The following is a 21,959-nucleotide window of genomic DNA, read 5'->3' as shown; positions in this document are numbered from 1 at the left end:
TTCTGAATGGTCGCAATTTTATTAATTGTCTGGGTATCTTTAAATCCAATTTCTAATGCGTAATTGAGAAGTTACTGAACGCGATTTCTGTATTGAATTGTTACATCTAAAAATCGGTCATCGCCTAATTAACAACCATTTTCTTTTCAGGGGTTCTCGCGTAGCTAAAACACCGCCGCGCTTACTGTGCACTGACAAAACTGGTGCTGTTAAGTCGCGCCGATATGTCTTAAAATGCCGCCCGCGTCGCAAACTGACACTTTATATTTCATGCGCAAAAATGGAATGGTCTGAAACGTCAGATCGTATATTCCGTTTTTTTTCTTGCAAATATTCATGACGTTAATTTGCCTCGTAAGCTGAGCACTATTTCACCGACGCAGATATTCACTGCGAATAAGGGATCTTTTGTTCTTGTTAGCCTTTGCGCTGGCTTGACAAGCTTTTCCTCCGCTCCGTAAACTCCCTCAGTGGGGATTTGTGGGATAAAGTGGTGAAAAAGGTCACTTGGGGGTGAATCGGACATGTTCCGTGGAGCGACGTTAGTCAATCTCGACAGCAAAGGGCGGTTATCCGTTCCGACCCGTTATCGGGATTTGCTACAGGAGAATGCCTCCGGTCAAATGGTTTGCACCATTGACATCCGTCACTCATGCCTGCTGCTTTACCCCCTGCCCGAATGGGAAGTTATCGAGCAAAAACTGTCGCGTCTGTCGAGCATGAACCCGCTCGAGCGACGAGTACAACGTTTATTGCTGGGGCATGCCAGCGAGTGCCAAATGGATAGCGCCGGGCGCATTTTGATTGCGCCTGTTTTACGGCAACACGCCGGGCTGACCAAAGAAGTGATGCTGGTCGGGCAGTTCAATAAATTTGAGCTGTGGGACGAAACGACCTGGTATCAACAGGTCAAGGAAGATATCGACGCTGAGCAATCCGGTTCCGAAGCGCTTTCGGATCGGTTGCAGGATTTGTCTCTGTAATGATGATGGAAAATTTTAAACATACGACGGTGCTGCTGGATGAGGCCGTTAACGGCCTGAACATTCGTCCGGATGGCATTTACATTGATGGCACTTTTGGTCGCGGCGGTCACTCGCGCCTGATCCTCTCCCACCTGGGAGCGGAAGGCCGCTTGCTGGCAATCGATCGCGATCCTCAGGCTATTGCTGTAGCCCAAACCATTAATGATCCCCGCTTCTCCATCATTCATGGACCTTTCTCCGCGCTTGCTGATTACGTCAGCGAGCGCGAACTCATTGGCAAGATCGACGGCATTCTTCTCGATCTTGGCGTCTCCTCACCGCAACTTGACGATCCAGAACGTGGCTTCTCCTTTATGCGAGATGGCCCACTGGATATGCGTATGGATCCCTCGCGCGGTCAATCTGCCGCCGAATGGCTGCAAACTGCGGAAGAAGCCGACATCGCCTGGGTGCTGAAAACCTTTGGCGAGGAGCGCTTCGCGAAACGCATCGCTCGCGCCATCGTTGAGCGCAACCGCATCGATCCGATGACCCGCACCAAAGAACTGGCTGAAGTGGTTGCGGCGGCAACGCCGGTGAAAGACAAATTCAAACATCCCGCGACCCGTACCTTCCAGGCGGTGCGCATTTGGGTGAACAGTGAACTGGAGGAGATAGAGCAGGCGCTAAAAAACTCGCTCGACGTGCTGGCCCCGGGAGGCCGGCTTTCGGTCATTAGCTTCCATTCTCTGGAAGATCGCATTGTAAAACGCTTTATGCGTGAGCAAAGCCGGGGCCCGCAGGTTCCTGCCGGGCTGCCGATGACCGAAGCGCAACTCAGTAAACTGGGGGGCCGTCAATTGCGAGCCTTAGGAAAATTGATGCCGGGTGAAGAAGAAGTGGCTGAAAACCCACGTGCCCGTAGTTCAGTTCTGCGCATTGCAGAGAGGACGAACGCATGATCGGCAGAGTGACAGAGACCCTAAGCAAAGTAAGAGGATCGTTAGGAAGCAACGAACGCCATGCCTTGCCTGGCGTGATCGGCGACGATCTTTTGCGGTTTGGGAAACTGCCACTCTGCTTGTTCATTTGCATCATCATGACGGCGGTGACGGTTGTCACCACCTCGCACCACACGCGCTTATTAACCGCGCAGCGTGAACAACTGGTTATCGAGCGCGACGCGCTGGATATCGAATGGCGCAACCTGATTCTTGAAGAGAACGCGCTCGGCGATCATAGCCGGGTTGAACGGATCGCCACGGAAAAGCTGGAAATGCAGCACGTCGATCCCTCTCAGGAAAATATCGTAGTGCAAAAATAGTGCAGAAACAGAGATGACTAAGGAACTACGCGACGCATGAAATCAGCGGCGAAGACGCTTAAACCGAAACGCCAGGAAGAACAGGCCAACTTTGTGAGTTGGCGTTTTGCGTTGCTCTGCGGGTGTATTCTGCTGGCGATGGGGTTCCTCATTGGTCGCGTTGCCTATTTACAAATCATCAACCCGGACATGCTGGTGCGCGAAGGGGATATGCGCTCTCTGCGTGTCCAGGAAGTCGCCACCTCGCGCGGCATGATCACCGACCGTTCCGGGCGTCCGCTGGCGGTTAGCGTGCCGGTGAAAGCGATTTGGGCTGACCCGAAAGAGCTGCACGATGCTGGCGGCGTAACGCTGGATAACCGCTGGAAAGCGCTTTCCGATGCGCTGAATATGCCGCTCGATCAGCTGGCCTCGCGTATCAACGCCAACCCGAAGATGCGCTTCATCTATCTGGCGCGTCAGGTAAACCCGGATCTCGGCGACTACATTAAAAAACTCAAACTTCCCGGCATTCATCTGCGCGAAGAGTCACGTCGTTATTACCCGTCCGGGGAAGTGACCGCTCACCTCATTGGCTTTACCAATGTCGATAGCCAGGGGATTGAAGGGGTCGAAAAAAGCTTTGATAAGTGGCTTACCGGTCAGCCAGGCGAACGTATCGTGCGTAAAGACCGCTATGGCCGGGTCATTGAAGATATCTCCTCAACCGACAGCCAGGCCGCGCATAACCTGTCGCTCAGCATTGATGAACGGTTACAGGCGCTGGTCTACCGCGAACTGAATAACGCCGTGGCGTTTAACAAAGCCGAGTCCGGCAGTGCGGTGCTGGTCGATGTGAACACCGGCGAAGTACTGGCGATGGCCAACAGTCCCTCCTATAACCCGAATAACTTCTCCGGCACCGCGAAAGACGCCATGCGTAACCGTGCGATCACCGACGTCTTTGAACCGGGCTCTACCGTAAAACCGATGGTGGTGATGACGGCGCTACAGCGCGGGGTTGTCACGCCGAACACGGTGCTCAACACCGTGCCTTACCGGATTAACGGCCATGAAATCAAAGACGTGGCGCGATACAGTGAATTGACCCTCACCGGGGTGCTACAGAAGTCGAGTAACGTCGGCGTTTCTAAGCTGGCGTTAGCGATGCCCTCCTCAGCGTTAGTAGATACTTACTCACGTTTTGGACTGGGAAAAACGACCAATTTGGGGATGGTCGGGGAACGCAGTGGCTTATTTCCTCAAAAACAACGGTGGTCTGACATAGAGAGGGCCACCTTCTCTTTCGGCTATGGGCTAATGGTAACGCCGTTACAGTTAGCGCGAGTCTACGCAACGATTGGCAGCTATGGCATCTATCGCCCGCTGTCGATTACCAAAGTTGACCCGCCCGTGCCGGGCGAACGCATCTTCAACGAATCCATTGTGCGCACCGTCGTGCATATGATGGAAAGCGTGGCGCTGCCTGGCGGCGGTGGGGTGAAAGCGGCGATTAAAGGCTATCGCATCGCCATTAAAACCGGTACGGCAAAAAAGGTCGGGCCGGACGGTCGTTATATCAACAAATACATTGCTTACACCGCTGGCGTCGCGCCTGCCAGCCGCCCGCGCTTTGCGCTGGTGGTGGTCATCAACGATCCGCAAGCGGGTAAATACTACGGTGGCGCGGTCTCTGCGCCGGTCTTCGGTGCCATCATGGGCGGCGTTCTGCGCACCATGAACATTGAGCCGGATGCGCTGACCACGGGCGAAAAAAGTGAGTTTGTAATTAATCAAGGCGAGGGATCAGGTGGCAGATCGTAATTTGCGCGACCTTCTCGCTCCGTGGGTGCCAATGCTACCCGCGCGAGCACTACGAGAGATGACACTCGACAGCCGTACGGCTGCATCGGGCGATCTCTTTGTGGCAGTGGTCGGTCATCAGGCGGACGGGCGTCGATATATCCCGCAGGCGATTGCGCAAGGTGTTGCTGCCATTATTGCTGAAGCGAAAGGCGAAGCGAATGACGGTGAAATTCGTGAAATGCATGGTGTTCCGGTCATTTACCTCAGCCAGTTAAATGAGCGCCTTTCTGCGCTGGCGGGCCGTTTTTACGGCGAGCCTTCCGAGCAACTGCGCCTGATTGGCGTCACCGGCACCAACGGCAAAACCACCACCACACAATTACTGGCGCAGTGGAGCCAGTTGCTGGGCGAAACCAGCGCGGTGATGGGCACTGTCGGTAACGGTCTGTTGGGCAAAGTGAGCCCGACGGAAAACACCACCGGTTCTGCGGTGGATGTCCAGCATGTGATTGCCGGGCTGGCAGGGCAGGGCGCAACCCTGGCCGCCATGGAAGTTTCTTCCCACGGCTTAGTACAACATCGCGTTGCGGCGCTGAAATTTGCCGCATCGGTGTTCACCAATTTAAGCCGCGATCATCTCGATTATCACGGCGATATGACGCACTACGAAGCGGCGAAATGGCTGCTGTTTTCCTCGCATCATTACGGCCAGGCGATTATCAACGCCGATGATGAAGTGGGCCGCCGCTGGCTGGCGAAACTGCCGGATGCCGTCGCCGTATCGATGGAAAACAACATTAATCCGGACTGCCACGGTCGCTGGTTGAAAACCCTGAGCGTGGATTACCACGACAGCGGTGCGACGATCCGTTTTGCCTCCACGTGGGGGGAAGGGGAAATCGAAAGCCGTCTGATGGGCGCATTCAACGTCAGCAACTTGCTGCTGGCGCTGGCCACACTGCTGGCGCTCGGTTACCCGCTGAGTGAACTGTTGAACACCGCTTCTCGTCTGCAACCGGTTTGCGGTCGTATGGAAGTGTTCAGCGCGCCGGGTAAACCGACGGTGGTGGTTGATTATGCCCACACGCCAGACGCGCTGGAAAAAGCGTTGCAGGCCGCGCGTCTGCACTGCACCGGCAAGCTGTGGTGCGTGTTCGGCTGTGGCGGCGATCGTGACAAAGGCAAACGTCCGTTGATGGGCGCGATTGCTGAGCAGTTCTCCGATATCCCGGTGGTCACTGACGACAACCCGCGTACCGAAGAGCCGCGCGCCATTATCAATGACATTCTGGCGGGCATGCTGGATGCGGGCCAGGCGCGCGTCGTCGAAGGCCGTGCGGAAGCGGTGACCAATGCCATCATGCAGGCCAAAGAGAACGACGTGGTGCTGCTGGCCGGTAAAGGCCATGAAGATTATCAAATTGTCGGCACGCACCGTCTGGATTATTCCGACCGCGTAACGGCAGCACGTTTGCTGGGGGTAGTGGCATGATTAGCGTCACACTGAGCCAGCTCGCCGGCATTCTGCACGGTGAATTACACGGTCAGGACGTCACCCTCGATGCGGTGACCAGCGACACGCGCAAACTGACCGCAGGTTGTCTGTTCGTGGCGCTGAAAGGTGAACGTTTCGATGCTCATGACTTCGCCGGGAAAGCGAAGGACGGCGGCGCGGGCGCGCTGTTGGTGAGCCGTAAACTGGATATCGACCTGCCGCAACTGGTGGTGAAAGATACCCGCCTGGCCTTTGGCGAACTGGCGGCGTGGGTTCGCCAGCAAGTGCCGACGCGCGTGGTGGCGCTGACCGGTTCCTCCGGCAAAACCTCGGTGAAAGAGATGACCGCTGCCATTCTTGGCGAATGCGGGAACACGCTTTATACCGCGGGCAATCTCAATAACGACATCGGCGTGCCAATGACGCTGCTGCGTCTTACCAAAGAACATCAATTCGCGGTGATTGAACTGGGCGCTAACCACCAGGGTGAAATCGCCTGGACCGTTGGGCTGACCCGCCCGGAAGCGGCGCTGGTCAACAATCTGGCGGCTGCGCATCTGGAAGGCTTTGGTTCATTAGCGGGTGTTGCGAAAGCGAAAGGCGAAATCTATACCGGTTTGCCGGTCAATGGCATCGCCATTATGAACGCCGATAACAATGACTGGCTGAACTGGCAGAGCATCATTGGCGATCGCAAAGTGTGGCGCTTCTCGCCGAACGCGGCGAACAGTGATTTCACCGCCACGAACGTGCATGTGACCTCACACGGTACCGAATTCACGCTGCAAACGCCGACCGGCGATATCGACGTGACGCTGCCGTTACCGGGCCGTCACAACATCGCCAATGCGCTGGCGGCGACCGCGCTGGCGATGGCGGTTGGCGCCAGTCTGGACGCGGTAAAACAGGGGTTGGCAAACCTGAAAGCGGTGCCGGGTCGTCTGTTCCCGGTGCAACTGGGCGAAAACCAATTGCTGCTGGACGACACTTACAACGCGAACGTCGGTTCCATGACCGCCGCGGCGAATGTGCTTTCCGAAATGCCGGGCTACCGGGTGATGGTAGTTGGCGATATGGCCGAGTTGGGCGACGAGAGCGAAGCCTGCCACATTCAGGTGGGTGAAGCGGCGAAAGCGGTCGGTATCGACAAAGTGCTGAGTGTCGGCACGCTAAGTAAAGCTTTGAGCGACGCCAGCGGAGTTGGCGAGCATTTTAACGATAAAGCGGCAGTGACGGCGCGCCTGAAAGCGCTGATTGCCGAACAGTCGATGATTACTATTTTGGTGAAAGGTTCACGTAGCTCCGCCATGGAAGAGGTGGTACGCGAATTACAGGAGAACGGGACATGTTAGTGTGGCTGGCCGAACATTTGGTCAAATATTATTCCGGCTTTAACGTCTTTTCCTATTTGACGTTTCGCGCCATTGTCAGCCTGCTGACCGCGCTCTTCATCTCGTTGTGGATGGGGCCGCGCATGATCGCCCGCTTACAGAAACTCTCTTTCGGACAGGTGGTGCGTAACGACGGCCCGGAATCACACTTCAGCAAACGCGGCACGCCAACGATGGGCGGGATCATGATTCTCACCGCGATTGTCGTTTCCGTGCTGCTGTGGGCGTATCCGTCTAACCCGTACGTCTGGTGCGTGCTGGTGGTGCTGGTCGGCTACGGCGTGATTGGCTTTGTCGATGACTATCGCAAAGTGGTGCGCAAAGACACCAAAGGCCTGATCGCCCGCTGGAAGTATTTCTGGATGTCGGTGATTGCGCTGGGCGTCGCTTTCGCGCTTTATCTGGCCGGCAAAGACACGCCCGCCACTGAGCTGGTGGTGCCGTTCTTCAAAGATGTGATGCCGCAACTGGGCATTTTCTACATTCTGCTGGCCTATTTTGTGATTGTCGGCACCGGTAACGCCGTCAACCTGACGGACGGGCTCGACGGTCTGGCGATTATGCCAACGGTATTCGTCGCGGGTGGTTTCGCGCTGGTGGCCTGGGCGACCGGTAACATGAACTTTGCCAACTATTTGCACATCCCTTATTTGCGCCACGCCGGGGAATTAGTGATCGTCTGTACGGCAATTGTCGGCGCAGGGCTGGGTTTCTTGTGGTTTAACACCTATCCGGCGCAGGTCTTTATGGGCGATGTCGGGTCGCTGGCGCTGGGCGGCGCGCTGGGCATTATTGCCGTGCTGCTACGCCAGGAGTTCCTGCTGGTGATCATGGGTGGCGTGTTTGTGGTGGAAACCCTGTCGGTGATTTTGCAAGTTGGCTCGTTCAAACTGCGCGGCCAACGCATCTTCCGTATGGCGCCGATTCACCACCACTATGAATTGAAAGGCTGGCCGGAACCGCGCGTGATTGTGCGCTTCTGGATTATTTCGCTGATGCTGGTGCTGATTGGCCTGGCAACGCTGAAGGTACGTTAATCATGGCTGATTACCAGGGTAAAAAAGTCGTCATCATCGGTTTAGGCCTGACAGGCCTGGCCTGCGTGGACTTTTTCCTCGCGCGCGGTGTCACGCCACGGGTCATGGACACGCGTGTTACGCCGCCGGGGCTGGATAAGCTGCCGGAAACGGTCGAGCGCCATCTTGGTAGTCTCAATGATGACTGGCTGCTGGCCGCCGATTTGATTGTTGCCAGCCCCGGAATCGCGCTGGCGCACCCTTCCCTGAGCGCAGCGGCGGATGCGGGCGTGGAAATTGTTGGCGATATCGAACTGTTCTGTCGTGAAGCGCAAGCACCGGTTATCGCCATTACCGGTTCGAACGGCAAAAGCACCGTCACCAAACTGGTGGGCGAAATGGCCGAAGCCGCCGGTAAGAATGTGGGCGTTGGCGGCAATATCGGCCTGCCGGCGTTGATGTTGCTGGATGAGGCGCGCGAGTTGTATGTACTGGAGCTTTCCAGCTTCCAACTGGAAACCACAGCGAGTTTACAGGCCGTGGCGGCAACCATTCTCAACGTGACGGAAGATCATATGGATCGTTATCCGTTCGGGTTGCAGCAGTATCGCGCCGCCAAACTTCGCGTGTACGAAAACGCGAAAGTCTGTGTGGTCAATGCCGATGATGCATTAACCATGCCGGTGCGCGGTGCTGATGAGCGCTGCGTCAGTTTTGGCGTTGATGTGGGCGACTATCACCTGAACCGCCAGCAGGGCGAAACCTGGCTGCGCGTGAAAGGCGAAAAAGTGCTGAACGTCAAAGAGATGAAACTGAGCGGCCAGCACAACTACACCAATGCGCTGGCGGCGCTGGCGCTGGCGGATGCCGCCGGTTTACCGCGCGCCAGCAGCCTGAAAGCGTTGACCACTTTTAGTGGGTTGGCGCACCGTTTCCAATTGGCGCTGGAACACAACGGCGTGCGTTGGGTAAACGACTCGAAAGCTACCAACGTCGGCAGCACCGAAGCGGCGCTGAATGGCCTGCACGTTGATGGCACGCTGCACTTGTTGTTAGGCGGCGACGGTAAGTCGGCGGATTTCTCGCCGCTGAAGCGTTATCTCGGCGGCGATCGTATTCGGTTGTACTGCTTCGGGCGTGATGGCGCTGAACTTGCGGCGCTGCGCCCGGAAGTGGCTGAGCAAACGGAAACCATGGATCAGGCGATGCGGCTGATTGCCGCGCGCGTGCAGCCGGGCGATATGGTGCTGTTATCACCCGCTTGCGCCAGCCTTGATCAGTTTAAGAATTTCGAACAACGGGGTGATGTCTTTACCCGTCTGGCGCAGGAGTTAGGCTAATGCGTTTAACGCTTCCCCGCCCGAGAATGCCGCTCCTGCCAGGATATGGTCTCCTGGCGTGGTTGTTTGCGGCGTTGAAAGGCTGGGTAATGGGCTCGCGACAGAAAGATACCGACAGCCTGGTGATGTACGACCGCACGTTGCTGTGGTTGACGCTGGGCCTGGCGGCAATCGGTTTTATTATGGTGACCTCGGCGTCAATGCCGGTGGGCCAGCGTTTGACCGACGATCCGTTCTTCTTCGCGAAACGCCACGCCTTGTATCTGTTCCTGTCGTTTTGTATGGCGATGGTCACGCTGCGTCTGCCAATGGATTTCTGGCAAAAATACAGCTCAGTCATGCTGATCGCCGCGATCATCATGCTGCTGGTGGTGCTGGTTGTTGGCAGCTCGATCAACGGGGCATCGCGCTGGATCGATCTCGGGCTGATGCGTTTCCAGCCGGCCGAGTTCACCAAACTGTCGCTGTTTTGCTACCTGGCGAACTACCTGGTGCGCAAAGTGGATGAAGTACGTAACAACCTGCGCGGCTTCTTAAAACCGATGGGCGTGATTCTGGTATTGGCGGTGCTGCTGCTGGCGCAGCCGGACCTCGGTACAGTGGTGGTGCTGTTTATCACCACGCTGGCGATGCTGTTCCTGGCGGGCGCGAAGCTGTGGCAATTTATCGCCATCATCGGCATGGGCATCTCGGCTGTGGTGCTGTTGATCCTTGCCGAACCGTATCGTATCCGCCGCGTAACATCGTTCTGGAATCCGTGGGAAGATCCCTTCGGCAGCGGTTATCAGCTTACCCAGTCACTGATGGCGTTTGGTCGCGGTGAGCTGTGGGGGCAGGGGCTTGGCAACTCGATCCAGAAACTGGAGTATCTGCCGGAAGCGCATACCGACTTCATCTTCTCCATTATTGGAGAGGAACTCGGTTATATCGGTGTGGTAGCCGCACTTTTAATGGTATTCTTCGTCGCTTTCCGCGCCATGTCCATTGGCCGAAAAGCGCTGGAAATCGATCATCGCTTCTCCGGTTTTCTGGCCTGCTCAATAGGTATCTGGTTTAGTTTCCAGGCGCTGGTTAACGTTGGTGCGGCAGCCGGTATGCTGCCAACCAAAGGGTTGACCTTGCCGCTTATCAGTTACGGTGGTTCCAGTTTATTGATTATGTCAACGGCGATAACGCTGTTGCTGCGCATAGATTATGAAACGCGTCTGGAGAAAGCCCAGGCGTTTACACGAGGTGTGTGATGAGTGGTCAACCGAAGCGGTTAATGGTGATGGCGGGCGGTACCGGCGGGCATGTGTTCCCCGGTCTTGCGGTCGCGCACCATTTGATGGATCAGGGTTGGCAAGTGCGCTGGCTCGGAACCGCCGATCGCATGGAGGCTGACCTGGTACCGAAACACGGTATCGAGATTGACTTCATTCGCATCTCCGGCCTGCGCGGTAAAGGCATCAAGGCGCAATTGTTTGCGCCCATTCGTATTTTTAACGCCTGGCGGCAGGCGCGCGCGATTATGCAGCGCTTCAAGCCGGACGTCGTGCTGGGCATGGGCGGTTATGTATCCGGGCCTGGCGGGCTTGCCGCCTGGTCGCTGGGTATTCCGGTGGTGTTGCATGAGCAAAACGGTATCGCCGGGTTGACCAACAAATGGCTGGCGAAAATCGCCACCAAAGTGATGCAGGCGTTCCCCGGCGCATTCCCGAAAGCGGAAGTGGTGGGTAACCCGGTACGCGTCGATGTGCTGGCGTTGCCCCTGCCGCAAGAACGTCTGCCGGGCCGCGAAGGGCCGGTACGTGTGCTGGTGGTTGGCGGGTCGCAAGGCGCACGCGTGCTGAACCAGACCATGCCGAAAGTGGCGGCGAAACTGGGCGCGGCGGTGACCATCTGGCATCAGAGCGGGAAAGGCGCGCAGCAGGATGTTGAACAGGCGTATGCCGCTGCGGGCGAAGTACTGCATAAAGTGACGGAATTTATTGACGATATGGCGCAGGCCTACGCCTGGGCGGATGTCGTGGTGTGCCGCTCCGGCGCGCTGACGGTAAGCGAAATTGCCGCCGCCGGTTTGCCGGCGTTGTTTGTGCCGTTCCAGCACAAAGATCGCCAGCAGTACTGGAATGCGCTGCCGCTGGAAAAAGTGGGCGCGGCGAAAATTTTGGAACAGCCGCAATTTACCGTTGAGGCGGTTGCGGCAACGCTCGCGGGCTGGAACCGCGAAGCATTACTAGAGATGGCTGAACGCGCGCGCGCGGCGGCCATCCCGGATGCCACCGAGCGGGTGGCGCATGAAGTCAGCCTGGCAGCTCAGGCATAAATACTGGCGACGCCTTTTTGCGTCGCGCCGATTTTAGAAGTCGATGGCGTTTAGAGAATGAATACACAAGAACTGGCGAAACTGCGTTTAATCGTGCCCGAGATGCGACGCGTCCGGCACATTCACTTCGTTGGCATTGGCGGTGCTGGCATGGGCGGTATTGCCGAAGTGCTGGCCAACGAAGGCTACCAGATTAGCGGTTCCGATTTGGCGCCGAACCCGGTGACGCAGCAGCTGACGTCGCTTGGTGCCACGATTTATTTCAATCATCGCCCGGAAAATGTCAGCGATGCCAGCGTTGTTGTGGTCTCCAGCGCGATTTCTGCCGATAACCCAGAGATCGTCGCCGCGCAAGAAGCTCGTATCCCGGTGATTCGCCGCGCGGAGATGCTGGCTGAATTGATGCGTTTTCGCCATGGCATCGCCATTGCCGGTACGCACGGGAAAACGACCACCACCGCGATGGTGTCCAGTATTTACGCAGAAGCTGGGCTGGACCCGACTTTTGTTAACGGTGGGCTGGTAAAAGCCGCCGGGGTGCATGCGCGCCTGGGACACAGCCGTTATCTGATTGCCGAAGCGGATGAGAGCGACGCCTCCTTCCTGCATCTGCAACCGATGGTGGCGATTGTCACCAATATCGAAGCCGATCATATGGATACCTACCAGGGCGACTTCGAGAATTTGAAAACGACGTTTATTAATTTCCTGCACAATTTGCCGTTTTACGGCCGTGCGGTGATGTGCGTTGATGACCCGGTTATCCGCGAACTGCTGCCGCGCGTGGGTCGTCAGATCACGACTTATGGTTTTAGCGACGACGCAGATGTGCGCGTTGAAGATTACCGCCAGAGCGGCCCGCAGGGGCATTTCACGCTGGTGCGCCAGGATAAACCGGTACTGCGCGTGACGTTGAATGCGCCGGGTCGCCATAACGCGCTGAACGCGGCGGCGGCGGTTGCGGTGGCAACAGAAGAGGGCATTGACGACGAGGCGATTTTGCGCGCGCTGGAAAGCTTCCAGGGAACGGGCCGTCGTTTTGATTTCCTCGGCGAATTCCCGCTGGATGCGGTAAACGGTAAAGCCGGTACGGCGATGCTGGTGGATGATTACGGTCACCATCCAACGGAAGTGGACGCGACAATTAAAGCCGCGCGTGCGGGCTGGCCGGATAAAAATCTGGTCATGCTGTTTCAGCCGCATCGTTACACGCGTACCCGCGATCTGTATGACGACTTTGCCAATGTGCTGACGCAGGTCGATGCTCTGTTGATGCTGGAGGTTTACCCGGCGGGTGAAGCGGCGATCCCTGGCGCAGACAGCCGTTCGCTATGCCGCACGATTCGCGGTCGCGGCAAGATCGACCCGATTTTGGTGTCCGATCCGACACAGGTTGCTGCGATGCTGGCGCCAGTGCTGACCGGTAACGATCTCATTCTGATTCAGGGCGCGGGGAATATCGGCAAAATCGCGCGTAGCCTTGCGCAGAGCAAATTGAAACCGCAGACCCCGGAGGAGGAGCATCGTGGCTGAGAAAGTAGCGGTTCTGCTGGGCGGAACCTCCGCCGAGCGTGACGTTTCGCTCAATTCTGGTGCAGCGGTGCTGGCAGGTTTGCGTGATGGCGGCGTGGACGCGCACGGTATTGATCCGCGCGATGTCGATGTCACCCGCCTGAAAGAGATGGGTTTTAGCAAAGCGTTTATCGCCTTGCATGGCCGTGGCGGTGAAGACGGAACTTTGCAGGGGCTGCTGGAATTGACTGGTGTGCCTTATACCGGCAGCGGTGTGATGGCTTCTGCCATTTCGATGGATAAATTGCGCAGCAAGTTGCTGTGGCAAGGTGCGGGGCTGCCGGTTGCGCCTTGGGTCGCTGTGACGCGCAGTAAATTTGAATCAGGCCTAAAAGATGATGATATTCAACGCATTGATGAGTTGGGGTTGCCTGTTATTGTCAAGCCCTGCCGCGAAGGTTCCAGCGTTGGCATGTCAAAAGTTGACAAAAGTGCTGATCTGCAGGCGGCGTTGGCCCTTGCATTTCAACATGATGATGAAGTTCTGATCGAAAAATGGCTCAGTGGGCCAGAATTTACCGTCGCGCTGCTTGGAAACGAAATTTTACCGTCGATTCGTATCCAACATGCAGGAATCTTCTATGATTATGAGGCGAAGTATCTCTCTGATGAGACGAAATATTTCTGCCCATCAGGTCTGGAAGAGGAACGTGAAGCCATATTGCAGTCCCTGGTGCGAAAAGCATGGCACCTTTTAGGCTGCCGCGGTTGGGGGCGAATTGACGCCATGCTGGATAGCGACGGGCAGTTTTACTTGCTTGAGGCGAATACTTCGCCGGGAATGACCAGCCATAGCCTGGTGCCGATGGCGGCGCGTCAGGCGGGGCTGAGTTTCTCGCAACTTGTTGTTCGTATTCTGGATCTGGCGGAGTGATATGTCTCAGGCTGCGCTGAACACGCGAAATCGCGAAGCGGAGGCAGTGGCCACCTCCCGCCGCAACAATGGAACGCGCCTTGCAGGCATTGTGTTCCTGTTGACGGTGCTGTGCACCGTGTTTGTTAGCGGCTGGGTGGTGTTGGGCTGGATGGACGATGCGCAACGTTTGCCGTTGTCGAGACTGGTGTTGACGGGCGACCGTCATTACACCCGTAACGATGACATTCGCCAGTCGATTCTGGCGCTGGGCGCGCCTGGCACGTTTATGACGCAGGACGTCAACATCATTCAGAGCCAGATTGAGCGCCTGCCGTGGATCAAGCAGGCGAGCGTCAGAAAGCAGTGGCCAGACGAATTGAAGATTCATCTGGTTGAATATGTGCCCATTGCGCGGTGGAATGACCAGCATATGGTTGATGTGGACGGTAACGCGTTCAGCGTTCCGGCCGAGCGGACCAGTAAGCAGATTTTACCGATGCTGTACGGCCCTGAAGGCAGTGAAAGCGAAGTATTGCAGGGCTACCGCGATATGGGGCAAGTGCTGGCGAAGGATAAGTTCACGTTAAAAGAAGCGGCGATGACGGCGCGGCGCTCATGGCAGGTGACGCTGAGTAACGACATCAAGCTGAACCTGGGCCGTGGCGATACGATGAAACGCCTTTCGCGCTTTGTCGAGCTCTACCCGGTTTTGCAGCAGCAGGCTCAGGCGGATGGCAAAGCGATAAGCTACGTGGATTTACGCTATGACTCAGGTGCGGCTGTAGGCTGGAAAGACGCGCCAGTTCAGGAACCGAATCAGCAGCAAAATCAGGCACAACAGAATCAGGCACAGGCAGAGCAACAATGATCAAGGCGACGGACAGAAAACTGGTAGTTGGACTGGAGATTGGCACCGCGAAGGTCGCCGCTTTAGTAGGGGAAGTTCTGCCCGACGGTATTGTGAATATCATTGGCGTAGGCAGTTGCCCATCCCGCGGGATGGACAAAGGCGGAGTTAACGATCTGGAGTCGGTGGTGAAGTGCGTACAGCGCGCCATCGATCAGGCCGAACTGATGGCCGATTGCCAGATCTCCTCGGTCTACCTTGCGCTCTCGGGGAAACACATTAGTTGCCAGAACGAAATTGGTATGGTGCCGATTTCAGAAGAAGAAGTAACGTTGGAAGATGTGGAAAACGTGGTGCATACCGCCAAGTCAGTGCGTGTGCGTGATGAGCACCGCGTGTTGCATGTGATTCCGCAGGAGTACGCCATTGATTACCAGGAAGGTATCAAAAACCCGGTAGGTCTGTCCGGTGTGCGCATGCAAGCGAAGGTGCACTTGATTACCTGCCATAACGATATGGCGAAAAACATCGTTAAAGCAGTTGAACGATGTGGTTTGAAAGTTGACCAACTTATTTTCGCCGGACTGGCGTCCAGCTATTCCGTGTTAACGGAAGACGAACGCGAACTGGGTGTCTGCGTTGTCGATGTTGGCGGTGGTACGATGGACATGGCGGTTTACACCGGCGGCGCGCTGCGTCACACCAAAGTTATCCCTTACGCGGGGAATGTGGTGACTAGCGATATCGCTTACGCTTTCGGTACGCCGCCGAGCGATGCCGAGGCGATTAAAGTTCGCCACGGCTGTGCGCTTGGCTCGTTGGTGGGTAAAGACGAAAGCGTCGAAGTGCCGAGCGTCGGCGGTCGGCCGCCGCGTAGCCTGCAGCGCCAGACGCTTGCAGATGTGATTGAGCCGCGTTACACCGAGCTGCTCAATCTGGTGAACGACGAGATTTTGCAGTTGCAGGAGCAACTTCGTCAGCAGGGTGTGAAACATCACCTCGCGGCGGGGATTGTATTGACGGGTGGCGCCGCGCAAATTGAAGGCCTGGCGGCCTGCGCGCAGCGCGTGTTTCATACGCAGGTGCGTATTGGCGCACCTCTTAATATTACTGGCTTAACTGATTACGCCCAGGAGCCGTATTATTCAACGGCGGTGGGGCTGCTGCACTACGGGAAAGAGACCCATTTAAGTGGTGAAGCGGAAGTCGAAAAACGTGCGTCAGTCGGTTCGTGGTTCAAAAGAATCAACAGCTGGCTGCGAAAAGAGTTTTAATTTTTTTCAGAGACCGTAGAGAATTAGCGGTCTCAGGCGACAGGCACAACGGAGAGAGATTATGTTTGAACCTATGGAATTAACCAACGACGCGGTGATTAAAGTCATCGGCGTCGGTGGCGGCGGCGGTAATGCCGTAGAACATATGGTGCGCGAGCGCATTGAAGGGGTTGAATTCTTCGCCGTGAATACCGACGCTCAGGCGTTGCGTAAAACTGCGGTGGGTCAAACCATTCAGATTGGCGGTGGAATCACCAAAGGTCTGGGCGCTGGTGCTAACCCTGAAGTTGGCCGTAACGCGGCGGAAGAAGATCGTGAAGCGTTGCGCGCTGCGCTGGAAGGCGCTGACATGGTCTTTATCGCAGCGGGCATGGGTGGCGGTACCGGTACTGGTGCAGCACCTGTGGTGGCTGAAGTGGCTAAAGACTTGGGTATCCTGACCGTTGCGGTGGTGACAAAGCCTTTCAATTTCGAAGGCAAAAAGCGCATGGCATTTGCGGAGCAGGGTATCACTGAGCTGTCCAAACATGTGGACTCGCTGATTACTATTCCGAACGACAAGCTGCTGAAAGTGCTGGGTCGCGGTATTTCTCTGCTGGACGCGTTTGGCGCGGCGAATGACGTGCTGAAAGGCGCTGTGCAGGGTATCGCCGAACTGATTACTCGTCCGGGTCTGATGAACGTCGACTTCGCTGACGTGCGCACCGTGATGTCCGAAATGGGCTACGCGATGATGGGCTCTGGCGTGGCGAGCGGTGAAGATCGCGCGGAAGAAGCGGCCGAAATGGCGATTTCCAGCCCGCTGCTGGAAGATATCGACCTGTCTGGCGCGCGTGGCGTACTGGTTAACATCACGGCGGGCTTCGATCTGCGTCTGGACGAGTTCGAGACTGTTGGTAACACCATTCGTGCGTTCGCATCTGATAACGCGACTGTGGTTATCGGTACGTCACTCGACCCGGATATGAACGACGAACTGCGCGTGACGGTTGTTGCGACCGGCATCGGTATGGATAAGCGTCCTGAGATCACACTGGTGACCAACAAACAGGCGCAGCAACCGGTTATGGATCGCTACCAGCAGCACGGCATGCAGCCGATGCAGCAAGAGCAGAAACAGGTTTCTAAAGTGGTTAACGACAATACACCGCAAACCAACAAAGAGCCTGATTATCTGGACATTCCGGCGTTTCTGCGTAAGCAAGCGGATTAAGAATTTGCTGGAAGTTGGGCTTCTTCGCTCTTTGTGCTAAACTGGCCCACCGATTGTGTTATACAATTGGTTGGATTGGTAATTAGGCGAGATTATACGATGATCAAACAAAGGACACTTAAACGTATCGTTCAGGCGACTGGTGTCGGTTTACATACCGGCAAGAAAGTCACACTGACGTTGCGCCCTGCGCCGGCAAATACCGGGGTCATCTATCGTCGCACTGACTTAAATCCACCGGTAGATTTTCCGGCTGATGCTAAATCTGTGCGTGATACTATGCTCTGTACTTGTCTGGTCAACGAGCATGACGTACGGATTTCAACCGTCGAGCACTTAAATGCTGCTCTGGCGGGGCTGGGCATCGATAACATCGTTATCGAAGTTGATGCACCGGAAATCCCAATTATGGATGGCAGTGCTGCACCTTTCGTTTACCTGTTGCTTGACGCAGGGATCGAGGAGCTGAACAGCGCCAAAAAATTCGTCCGCATCAAAGATACGGTGCGCGTTGAAGACGGCGATAAGTGGGCTGAGTTCAAACCGCACAACGGTTTCACGCTCGACTTCACCATCGACTTCAACCACCCGGCGATTGATGCCAGTACGCAACGTTACGCAATGAACTTTTCTGCCGATGCATTTATGCGCCAGATTAGTCGTGCGCGTACCTTTGGTTTCATGCGTGATATCGAATACCTCCAGTCACGTGGATTGTGCCTGGGCGGTAGCTTCGATTGTGCCATCGTAGTTGACGATTATCGCGTATTGAACGAAGACGGTTTGCGTTTCGAAGATGAATTTGTTCGTCACAAAATGCTGGATGCAATTGGCGACCTGTTCATGTGTGGTCACAACATCATTGGTGCATTTACCGCGTATAAATCCGGTCATGCGCTGAACAACAAACTGTTGCAGGCTGTTCTGGCAAAACAGGAAGCCTGGGAATATGTGACTTTCGAAGACGAAGCCGAATTGCCGCTGGCATTCAAAGCACCGTCAATAGTTCTGGCATAACGCCATAGCTAAAAAAATCGACTGGTTAACCTGGCACTCTCTCCGGTCAGGGAAGCCAGTCGTTTTTCTTTGTGCGTTCAGCACATCTTTTCTTCTGTCCATTCCATACAAAACCGCATTCCACGGCGTTTGGTTGCTGCTTTCCTGGCCAGTTTTATCCCCTGTAAAGCCTGAATACTGCTGTGGTACAAGCGGCTTTAGTGGTAATATTTGGGCGCAATCGACATACACAGACGCAATTTCAGGAAAGCGTCTTTTTTGGTGGAGCAAGTGAGCGGAATTCTGACGCGTTGGCGACAATTTGGCAGACGCTATTTCTGGCCGCATCTCTTATTAGGGATGGTCGCGGCGAGTTTTGGTTTGCCCGCACTTGCCAGCAATCCCGAATCTGCGCAGCCTGCGCGCGAAACTACCCGCAATCACGATAGTGCAGGCACAGTCAATTTCACCAGCCTCGCATTATTGGAAGCGAAACGCCGCCCGAACTTCACTGTCGATTACTGGCATCAACATGCCATCCGTACCGTTATTCGTCATCTTTCGTTCGCTATGGCGCCGCAAACGCTGCCCGTTGCAACGGAAGAGCCTCTGCCGATTCAGGCACATCATCTTGCTTTGCTGGATACGCTCAGCGCATTGCTGACGCTGGAAAGCAGGCCGCCAACTATTGTCCGTCTGACGGCACAAACGTCTTTTACTCCGCACGCCTCGTTTAGTGTGTCTGCCTGGATAAGCCAGGTACAAGGCATACGCGCCGGCCCGCATTATCTCAGCTAAAAATAGAGTGCTTTATCCATTTTTTAGCTTCGCCGAGCGGAGCATTTGAGATTTTTATTATGCTAATCAATTTGTTAACAAAAGTTTTCGGTAGCCGTAACGATCGTACACTGCGTCGCATGCGCAAAACGGTTGTCCAGATCAATGCCATGGAACCTGCCATGGAGAAGCTCAGTGATGAAGAGCTAAAAGGCAAAACGGCGGAGTTCCGCGCACGTCTGGAAAAAGGCGAGAGCGTAGATAACCTGTTGCCGGAAGCCTTCGCAGTTGTTCGTGAAGCGAGTAAACGTGTGTTCGGCATGCGCCACTTTGATGTGCAGCTTCTGGGCGGCATGGTGCTTAACGATCGCTGCATCGCAGAAATGCGGACAGGTGAAGGTAAAACTCTGACCGCAACCCTGCCGGCTTACCTGAACGCCCTGAGTGGTAAAGGTGTGCACGTGGTCACCGTCAACGACTACCTGGCGCAACGTGACGCTGAAAACAACCGCCCGCTGTTTGAATTCCTTGGCCTGACCGTTGGCATCAACCTGCCCGGCATGCCGTCTGTTGCCAAGCGCGAAGCTTACGCTGCCGATATTACTTATGGTACTAACAACGAATACGGCTTCGACTACCTGCGCGACAACATGGCGTTCAGCCCTGAAGAGCGCGTGCAGCGCAAACTGCACTATGCGCTGGTGGATGAGGTGGATTCCATCCTTATCGATGAAGCGCGTACCCCGCTGATCATTTCTGGTCCGGCGGAAGACAGCTCTGAGCTGTACAAAAAAGTGAATAAAATCATTCCTTACCTGGTGCGCCAGGAGAAGGAAGACTCCGACACCTTCCAGGGCGAAGGCCACTTCTCCGTGGATGAGAAAGCACGCCAGGTGACCCTGACCGAACGCGGTCTGGTGCTGATTGAAGAGCTGCTGGTGAAAGAAGGCATCATGGAAGAGGGCGAGTCGCTGTACTCTCCAGCCAATATCATGATGATGCACCACGTCACCGCAGCGTTGCGCGCGCATGCGCTGTTTACTCGCGATGTGGATTACATCGTGAAAGATGGCGAAGTGATCATCGTCGATGAACATACCGGCCGTACTATGCAAGGTCGCCGTTGGTCTGACGGTCTGCACCAGGCTGTTGAAGCCAAAGAAGGTGTGGAAATCCAAAACGAAAACCAGACGCTGGCATCCATCACTTTCCAGAACTACTTCCGTCTGTATGAAAAACTGGCCGGTATGACCGGTACGGCAGACACCGAAGCCTTTGAATTTAGCTCGATTTACAAGCTGGATACCGTGGTTGTGCCGACGAACCGCCCAATGATCCGTAAGGATATGGCGGATCTGGTTTATATGACCGAAGCGGAAAAGATTCAGGCGATCATCGAAGATATCAAAGAGCGTACCGCGAAAGGCCAGCCAGTGTTGGTCGGTACTATCTCTATCGAAAAATCTGAAGTCGTCTCTAACGAGCTGACCAAAGCGGGCATCAAGCATAACGTTCTGAACGCTAAGTTCCACGCCAAAGAGGCGGATATTGTTGCTCAGGCGGGTTATACCGGCGCGGTCACCATCGCTACCAACATGGCAGGCCGTGGTACGGATATCGTACTGGGCGGTAGCTGGCAGGCTGAACTGGCCGAGATTGAAGATCCGACGCCAGAGCAAATCGCCAAAATCAAAGCTGACTGGCAGGTGCGTCATGACGCGGTACTGGCGGCAGGCGGTCTGCACATTATCGGTACTGAACGTCACGAATCACGCCGTATCGATAACCAGCTGCGCGGTCGTTCCGGTCGTCAGGGCGATGCGGGTTCTTCCCGTTTCTACCTCTCCATGGAAGATGCCCTGATGCGCATTTTCGCCTCGGATCGTGTTTCTGGCATGATGCGCAAACTGGGGATGAAACCGGGCGAAGCGATCGAGCACCCGTGGGTAACCAAGGCTATTGCCAACGCGCAGCGTAAAGTGGAAAGCCGTAACTTCGACATTCGTAAGCAACTGCTTGAATATGATGATGTTGCAAACGATCAGCGCCGTGCGATTTACACCCAGCGTAACGAGCTGCTCGATGTGTCCGATGTGAGCGAGACCATCAACAGCATCCGTGAAGACGTCTTCAAAGCGACTATTGACGGTCATATTCCGCCGCAGTCTCTGGAAGAGATGTGGGATATTCCAGGCCTGCAGGAACGCCTGAAAAATGATTTCGACCTCGACCTGCCGATCGCGGAATGGCTGGATAAAGAGCCGGATCTGCATGAAGAAACGCTGCGTGAGCGTATCCTGCAAAATGCGGTAGAAACTTATCAGCGTAAAGAAGAAGTGGTTGGCGCGGAGATGATGCGTCACTTCGAAAAAGGCGTGATGCTGCAAACGCTGGATTCACTGTGGAAAGAACATCTGGCGGCGATGGATTACCTACGTCAGGGCATTCATCTGCGTGGTTACGCGCAGAAAGATCCGAAGCAGGAATACAAACGCGAATCCTTTGCCATGTTCGCTGCGATGCTGGAATCCCTGAAGTATGAAGTGATCAGTACGCTGAGCAAGGTGCAGGTGCGCATGCCGGAAGAAGTGGAAGCGATGGAGCAGCAGCGTCGTGAAGAAGCTGATCGTCTGGCGCAAATGCAACAGCTTAGCCATCAGGATGATGAATCCGAAGCGGCAGCGGCACTTGCAGCACAAACCGGTGAACGCAAAGTGGGCCGTAATGATCCGTGCCCTTGCGGTTCGGGTAAAAAATACAAACAGTGCCACGGCCGCCTGGCATAATTTACTGATAATAA

The 21,959-nt window shown here is 55.5% G+C and carries 18 protein-coding genes; all 18 read left to right on the top strand.

The features are described from left to right. Positions 1-524 precede the first annotated feature (524 nt). The 18 genes from mraZ (at position 525) to secA (ending at position 21,945) form a co-directional block, all read left to right on the top strand. The gene (gene mraZ / locus AAEY27_RS18305) at positions 525-983 is read left to right on the top strand and encodes a division/cell wall cluster transcriptional repressor MraZ (protein ID WP_342322228.1); all 459 of its coding nucleotides are present in this window, start codon (positions 525-527) and stop codon (positions 981-983) included. 2 nt (positions 984-985) lie between these two features. Further along, positions 986-1,927 carry a 16S rRNA (cytosine(1402)-N(4))-methyltransferase RsmH gene (rsmH, locus tag AAEY27_RS18300; RefSeq protein ID WP_342325633.1) on the top strand — a complete coding sequence of 314 codons (942 nt, stop codon included), beginning with the start codon at positions 986-988 and terminating at the stop codon, positions 1,925-1,927. Beyond that, positions 1,924-2,289 (top strand): cell division protein FtsL, encoded by a 366-nt coding sequence (gene ftsL / locus AAEY27_RS18295; RefSeq protein WP_342322227.1) that lies wholly within the window; start codon positions 1,924-1,926, stop codon positions 2,287-2,289. Before rsmH ends, ftsL begins: the two co-directional genes overlap by 4 nt. A 36-nt stretch (positions 2,290-2,325) precedes the next feature. Further along, on the top strand, positions 2,326-4,092 hold the full coding sequence (locus AAEY27_RS18290; RefSeq protein WP_342322226.1) for a peptidoglycan glycosyltransferase FtsI: 1,767 nt from the start codon (positions 2,326-2,328) through the stop codon (positions 4,090-4,092). Further along, a complete protein-coding gene (gene murE / locus AAEY27_RS18285; protein ID WP_342322225.1) occupies positions 4,079-5,566 on the top strand; it encodes a UDP-N-acetylmuramoyl-L-alanyl-D-glutamate--2,6-diaminopimelate ligase in 1,488 nt (495 codons plus the stop codon). Before AAEY27_RS18290 ends, murE begins: the two co-directional genes overlap by 14 nt. Then, positions 5,563-6,921: a UDP-N-acetylmuramoyl-tripeptide--D-alanyl-D-alanine ligase gene (murF, locus tag AAEY27_RS18280; protein ID WP_342322224.1), complete on the top strand. Its 1,359-nt coding sequence runs from the start codon at positions 5,563-5,565 to the stop codon at positions 6,919-6,921. The genes murE and murF overlap by 4 nt, the downstream gene beginning before the upstream one ends. Continuing rightward, positions 6,915-7,997: a phospho-N-acetylmuramoyl-pentapeptide-transferase gene (mraY, locus tag AAEY27_RS18275; protein ID WP_342322223.1), complete on the top strand. Its 1,083-nt coding sequence runs from the start codon at positions 6,915-6,917 to the stop codon at positions 7,995-7,997. Before murF ends, mraY begins: the two co-directional genes overlap by 7 nt. 2 nt (positions 7,998-7,999) lie before the next feature. Further along, complete coding sequence (gene murD, locus AAEY27_RS18270; protein ID WP_342322222.1) at positions 8,000-9,316, top strand: UDP-N-acetylmuramoyl-L-alanine--D-glutamate ligase; 1,317 nt, start codon at positions 8,000-8,002, stop codon at positions 9,314-9,316. Next, on the top strand, positions 9,316-10,557 hold the full coding sequence (ftsW, locus tag AAEY27_RS18265; RefSeq protein ID WP_342322221.1) for a cell division protein FtsW: 1,242 nt from the start codon (positions 9,316-9,318) through the stop codon (positions 10,555-10,557). Before murD ends, ftsW begins: the two co-directional genes overlap by 1 nt. Next, the gene (murG, locus tag AAEY27_RS18260) at positions 10,557-11,624 is read left to right on the top strand and encodes an undecaprenyldiphospho-muramoylpentapeptide beta-N-acetylglucosaminyltransferase (protein WP_342322220.1); all 1,068 of its coding nucleotides are present in this window, start codon (positions 10,557-10,559) and stop codon (positions 11,622-11,624) included. Before ftsW ends, murG begins: the two co-directional genes overlap by 1 nt. A 57-nt stretch (positions 11,625-11,681) precedes the next feature. Continuing rightward, positions 11,682-13,157 (top strand): UDP-N-acetylmuramate--L-alanine ligase, encoded by a 1,476-nt coding sequence (gene murC, locus AAEY27_RS18255; protein ID WP_342322219.1) that lies wholly within the window; start codon positions 11,682-11,684, stop codon positions 13,155-13,157. Then, positions 13,150-14,070 (top strand): D-alanine--D-alanine ligase, encoded by a 921-nt coding sequence (locus AAEY27_RS18250; protein WP_342322218.1) that lies wholly within the window; start codon positions 13,150-13,152, stop codon positions 14,068-14,070. Before murC ends, AAEY27_RS18250 begins: the two co-directional genes overlap by 8 nt. A 1-nt stretch (position 14,071) precedes the next feature. Further along, positions 14,072-14,920 carry a cell division protein FtsQ gene (gene ftsQ, locus AAEY27_RS18245; RefSeq protein WP_342322217.1) on the top strand — a complete coding sequence of 283 codons (849 nt, stop codon included), beginning with the start codon at positions 14,072-14,074 and terminating at the stop codon, positions 14,918-14,920. Continuing rightward, complete coding sequence (gene ftsA, locus AAEY27_RS18240) at positions 14,917-16,173, top strand: cell division protein FtsA (RefSeq protein WP_342322216.1); 1,257 nt, start codon at positions 14,917-14,919, stop codon at positions 16,171-16,173. Before ftsQ ends, ftsA begins: the two co-directional genes overlap by 4 nt. 61 nt (positions 16,174-16,234) lie before the next feature. Next, positions 16,235-17,386: a cell division protein FtsZ gene (gene ftsZ / locus AAEY27_RS18235; protein WP_342322215.1), complete on the top strand. Its 1,152-nt coding sequence runs from the start codon at positions 16,235-16,237 to the stop codon at positions 17,384-17,386. Between the two features lie 99 nt (positions 17,387-17,485). Further along, entirely contained in the window at positions 17,486-18,403 is a 918-nt protein-coding gene (gene lpxC / locus AAEY27_RS18230) for a UDP-3-O-acyl-N-acetylglucosamine deacetylase (RefSeq protein WP_342322214.1), read from the top strand. 270 nt (positions 18,404-18,673) lie between these two features. Further along, a complete protein-coding gene (gene secM / locus AAEY27_RS18225; RefSeq protein ID WP_342322213.1) occupies positions 18,674-19,180 on the top strand; it encodes a secA translation cis-regulator SecM in 507 nt (168 codons plus the stop codon). A gap of 59 nt (positions 19,181-19,239) precedes the next feature. Next, entirely contained in the window at positions 19,240-21,945 is a 2,706-nt protein-coding gene (gene secA, locus AAEY27_RS18220) for a preprotein translocase subunit SecA (protein ID WP_342322212.1), read from the top strand. Positions 21,946-21,959: the final 14 nt, after the last annotated feature.

Source organism: Kosakonia sp. BYX6, from assembly GCF_038449125.1.
GTDB classification, from domain to species: Bacteria; Pseudomonadota; Gammaproteobacteria; order Enterobacterales; family Enterobacteriaceae; genus Kosakonia; species Kosakonia calanthes.
Note: the sequence above shows the minus strand (reverse complement) of the source record. Positions and strands in the feature narration are given on the sequence as shown.

Coding starts and splice junctions, on each gene's coding strand:
- mraZ (WP_342322228.1), top strand. CDS start 525: ATGTTCCGTGGAGCGACGTTAGTCAATCTCGACAGCAAAGGGCGGTTA.
- rsmH (WP_342325633.1), top strand. CDS start 986: ATGATGGAAAATTTTAAACATACGACGGTGCTGCTGGATGAGGCCGTT.
- ftsL (WP_342322227.1), top strand. CDS start 1,924: ATGATCGGCAGAGTGACAGAGACCCTAAGCAAAGTAAGAGGATCGTTA.
- AAEY27_RS18290 (WP_342322226.1), top strand. CDS start 2,326: ATGAAATCAGCGGCGAAGACGCTTAAACCGAAACGCCAGGAAGAACAG.
- murF (WP_342322224.1), top strand. CDS start 5,563: ATGATTAGCGTCACACTGAGCCAGCTCGCCGGCATTCTGCACGGTGAA.
- mraY (WP_342322223.1), top strand. CDS start 6,915: ATGTTAGTGTGGCTGGCCGAACATTTGGTCAAATATTATTCCGGCTTT.
- murD (WP_342322222.1), top strand. CDS start 8,000: ATGGCTGATTACCAGGGTAAAAAAGTCGTCATCATCGGTTTAGGCCTG.
- ftsW (WP_342322221.1), top strand. CDS start 9,316: ATGCGTTTAACGCTTCCCCGCCCGAGAATGCCGCTCCTGCCAGGATAT.
- murG (WP_342322220.1), top strand. CDS start 10,557: ATGAGTGGTCAACCGAAGCGGTTAATGGTGATGGCGGGCGGTACCGGC.
- murC (WP_342322219.1), top strand. CDS start 11,682: ATGAATACACAAGAACTGGCGAAACTGCGTTTAATCGTGCCCGAGATG.
- ftsQ (WP_342322217.1), top strand. CDS start 14,072: ATGTCTCAGGCTGCGCTGAACACGCGAAATCGCGAAGCGGAGGCAGTG.
- ftsA (WP_342322216.1), top strand. CDS start 14,917: ATGATCAAGGCGACGGACAGAAAACTGGTAGTTGGACTGGAGATTGGC.
- ftsZ (WP_342322215.1), top strand. CDS start 16,235: ATGTTTGAACCTATGGAATTAACCAACGACGCGGTGATTAAAGTCATC.
- lpxC (WP_342322214.1), top strand. CDS start 17,486: ATGATCAAACAAAGGACACTTAAACGTATCGTTCAGGCGACTGGTGTC.
- secA (WP_342322212.1), top strand. CDS start 19,240: ATGCTAATCAATTTGTTAACAAAAGTTTTCGGTAGCCGTAACGATCGT.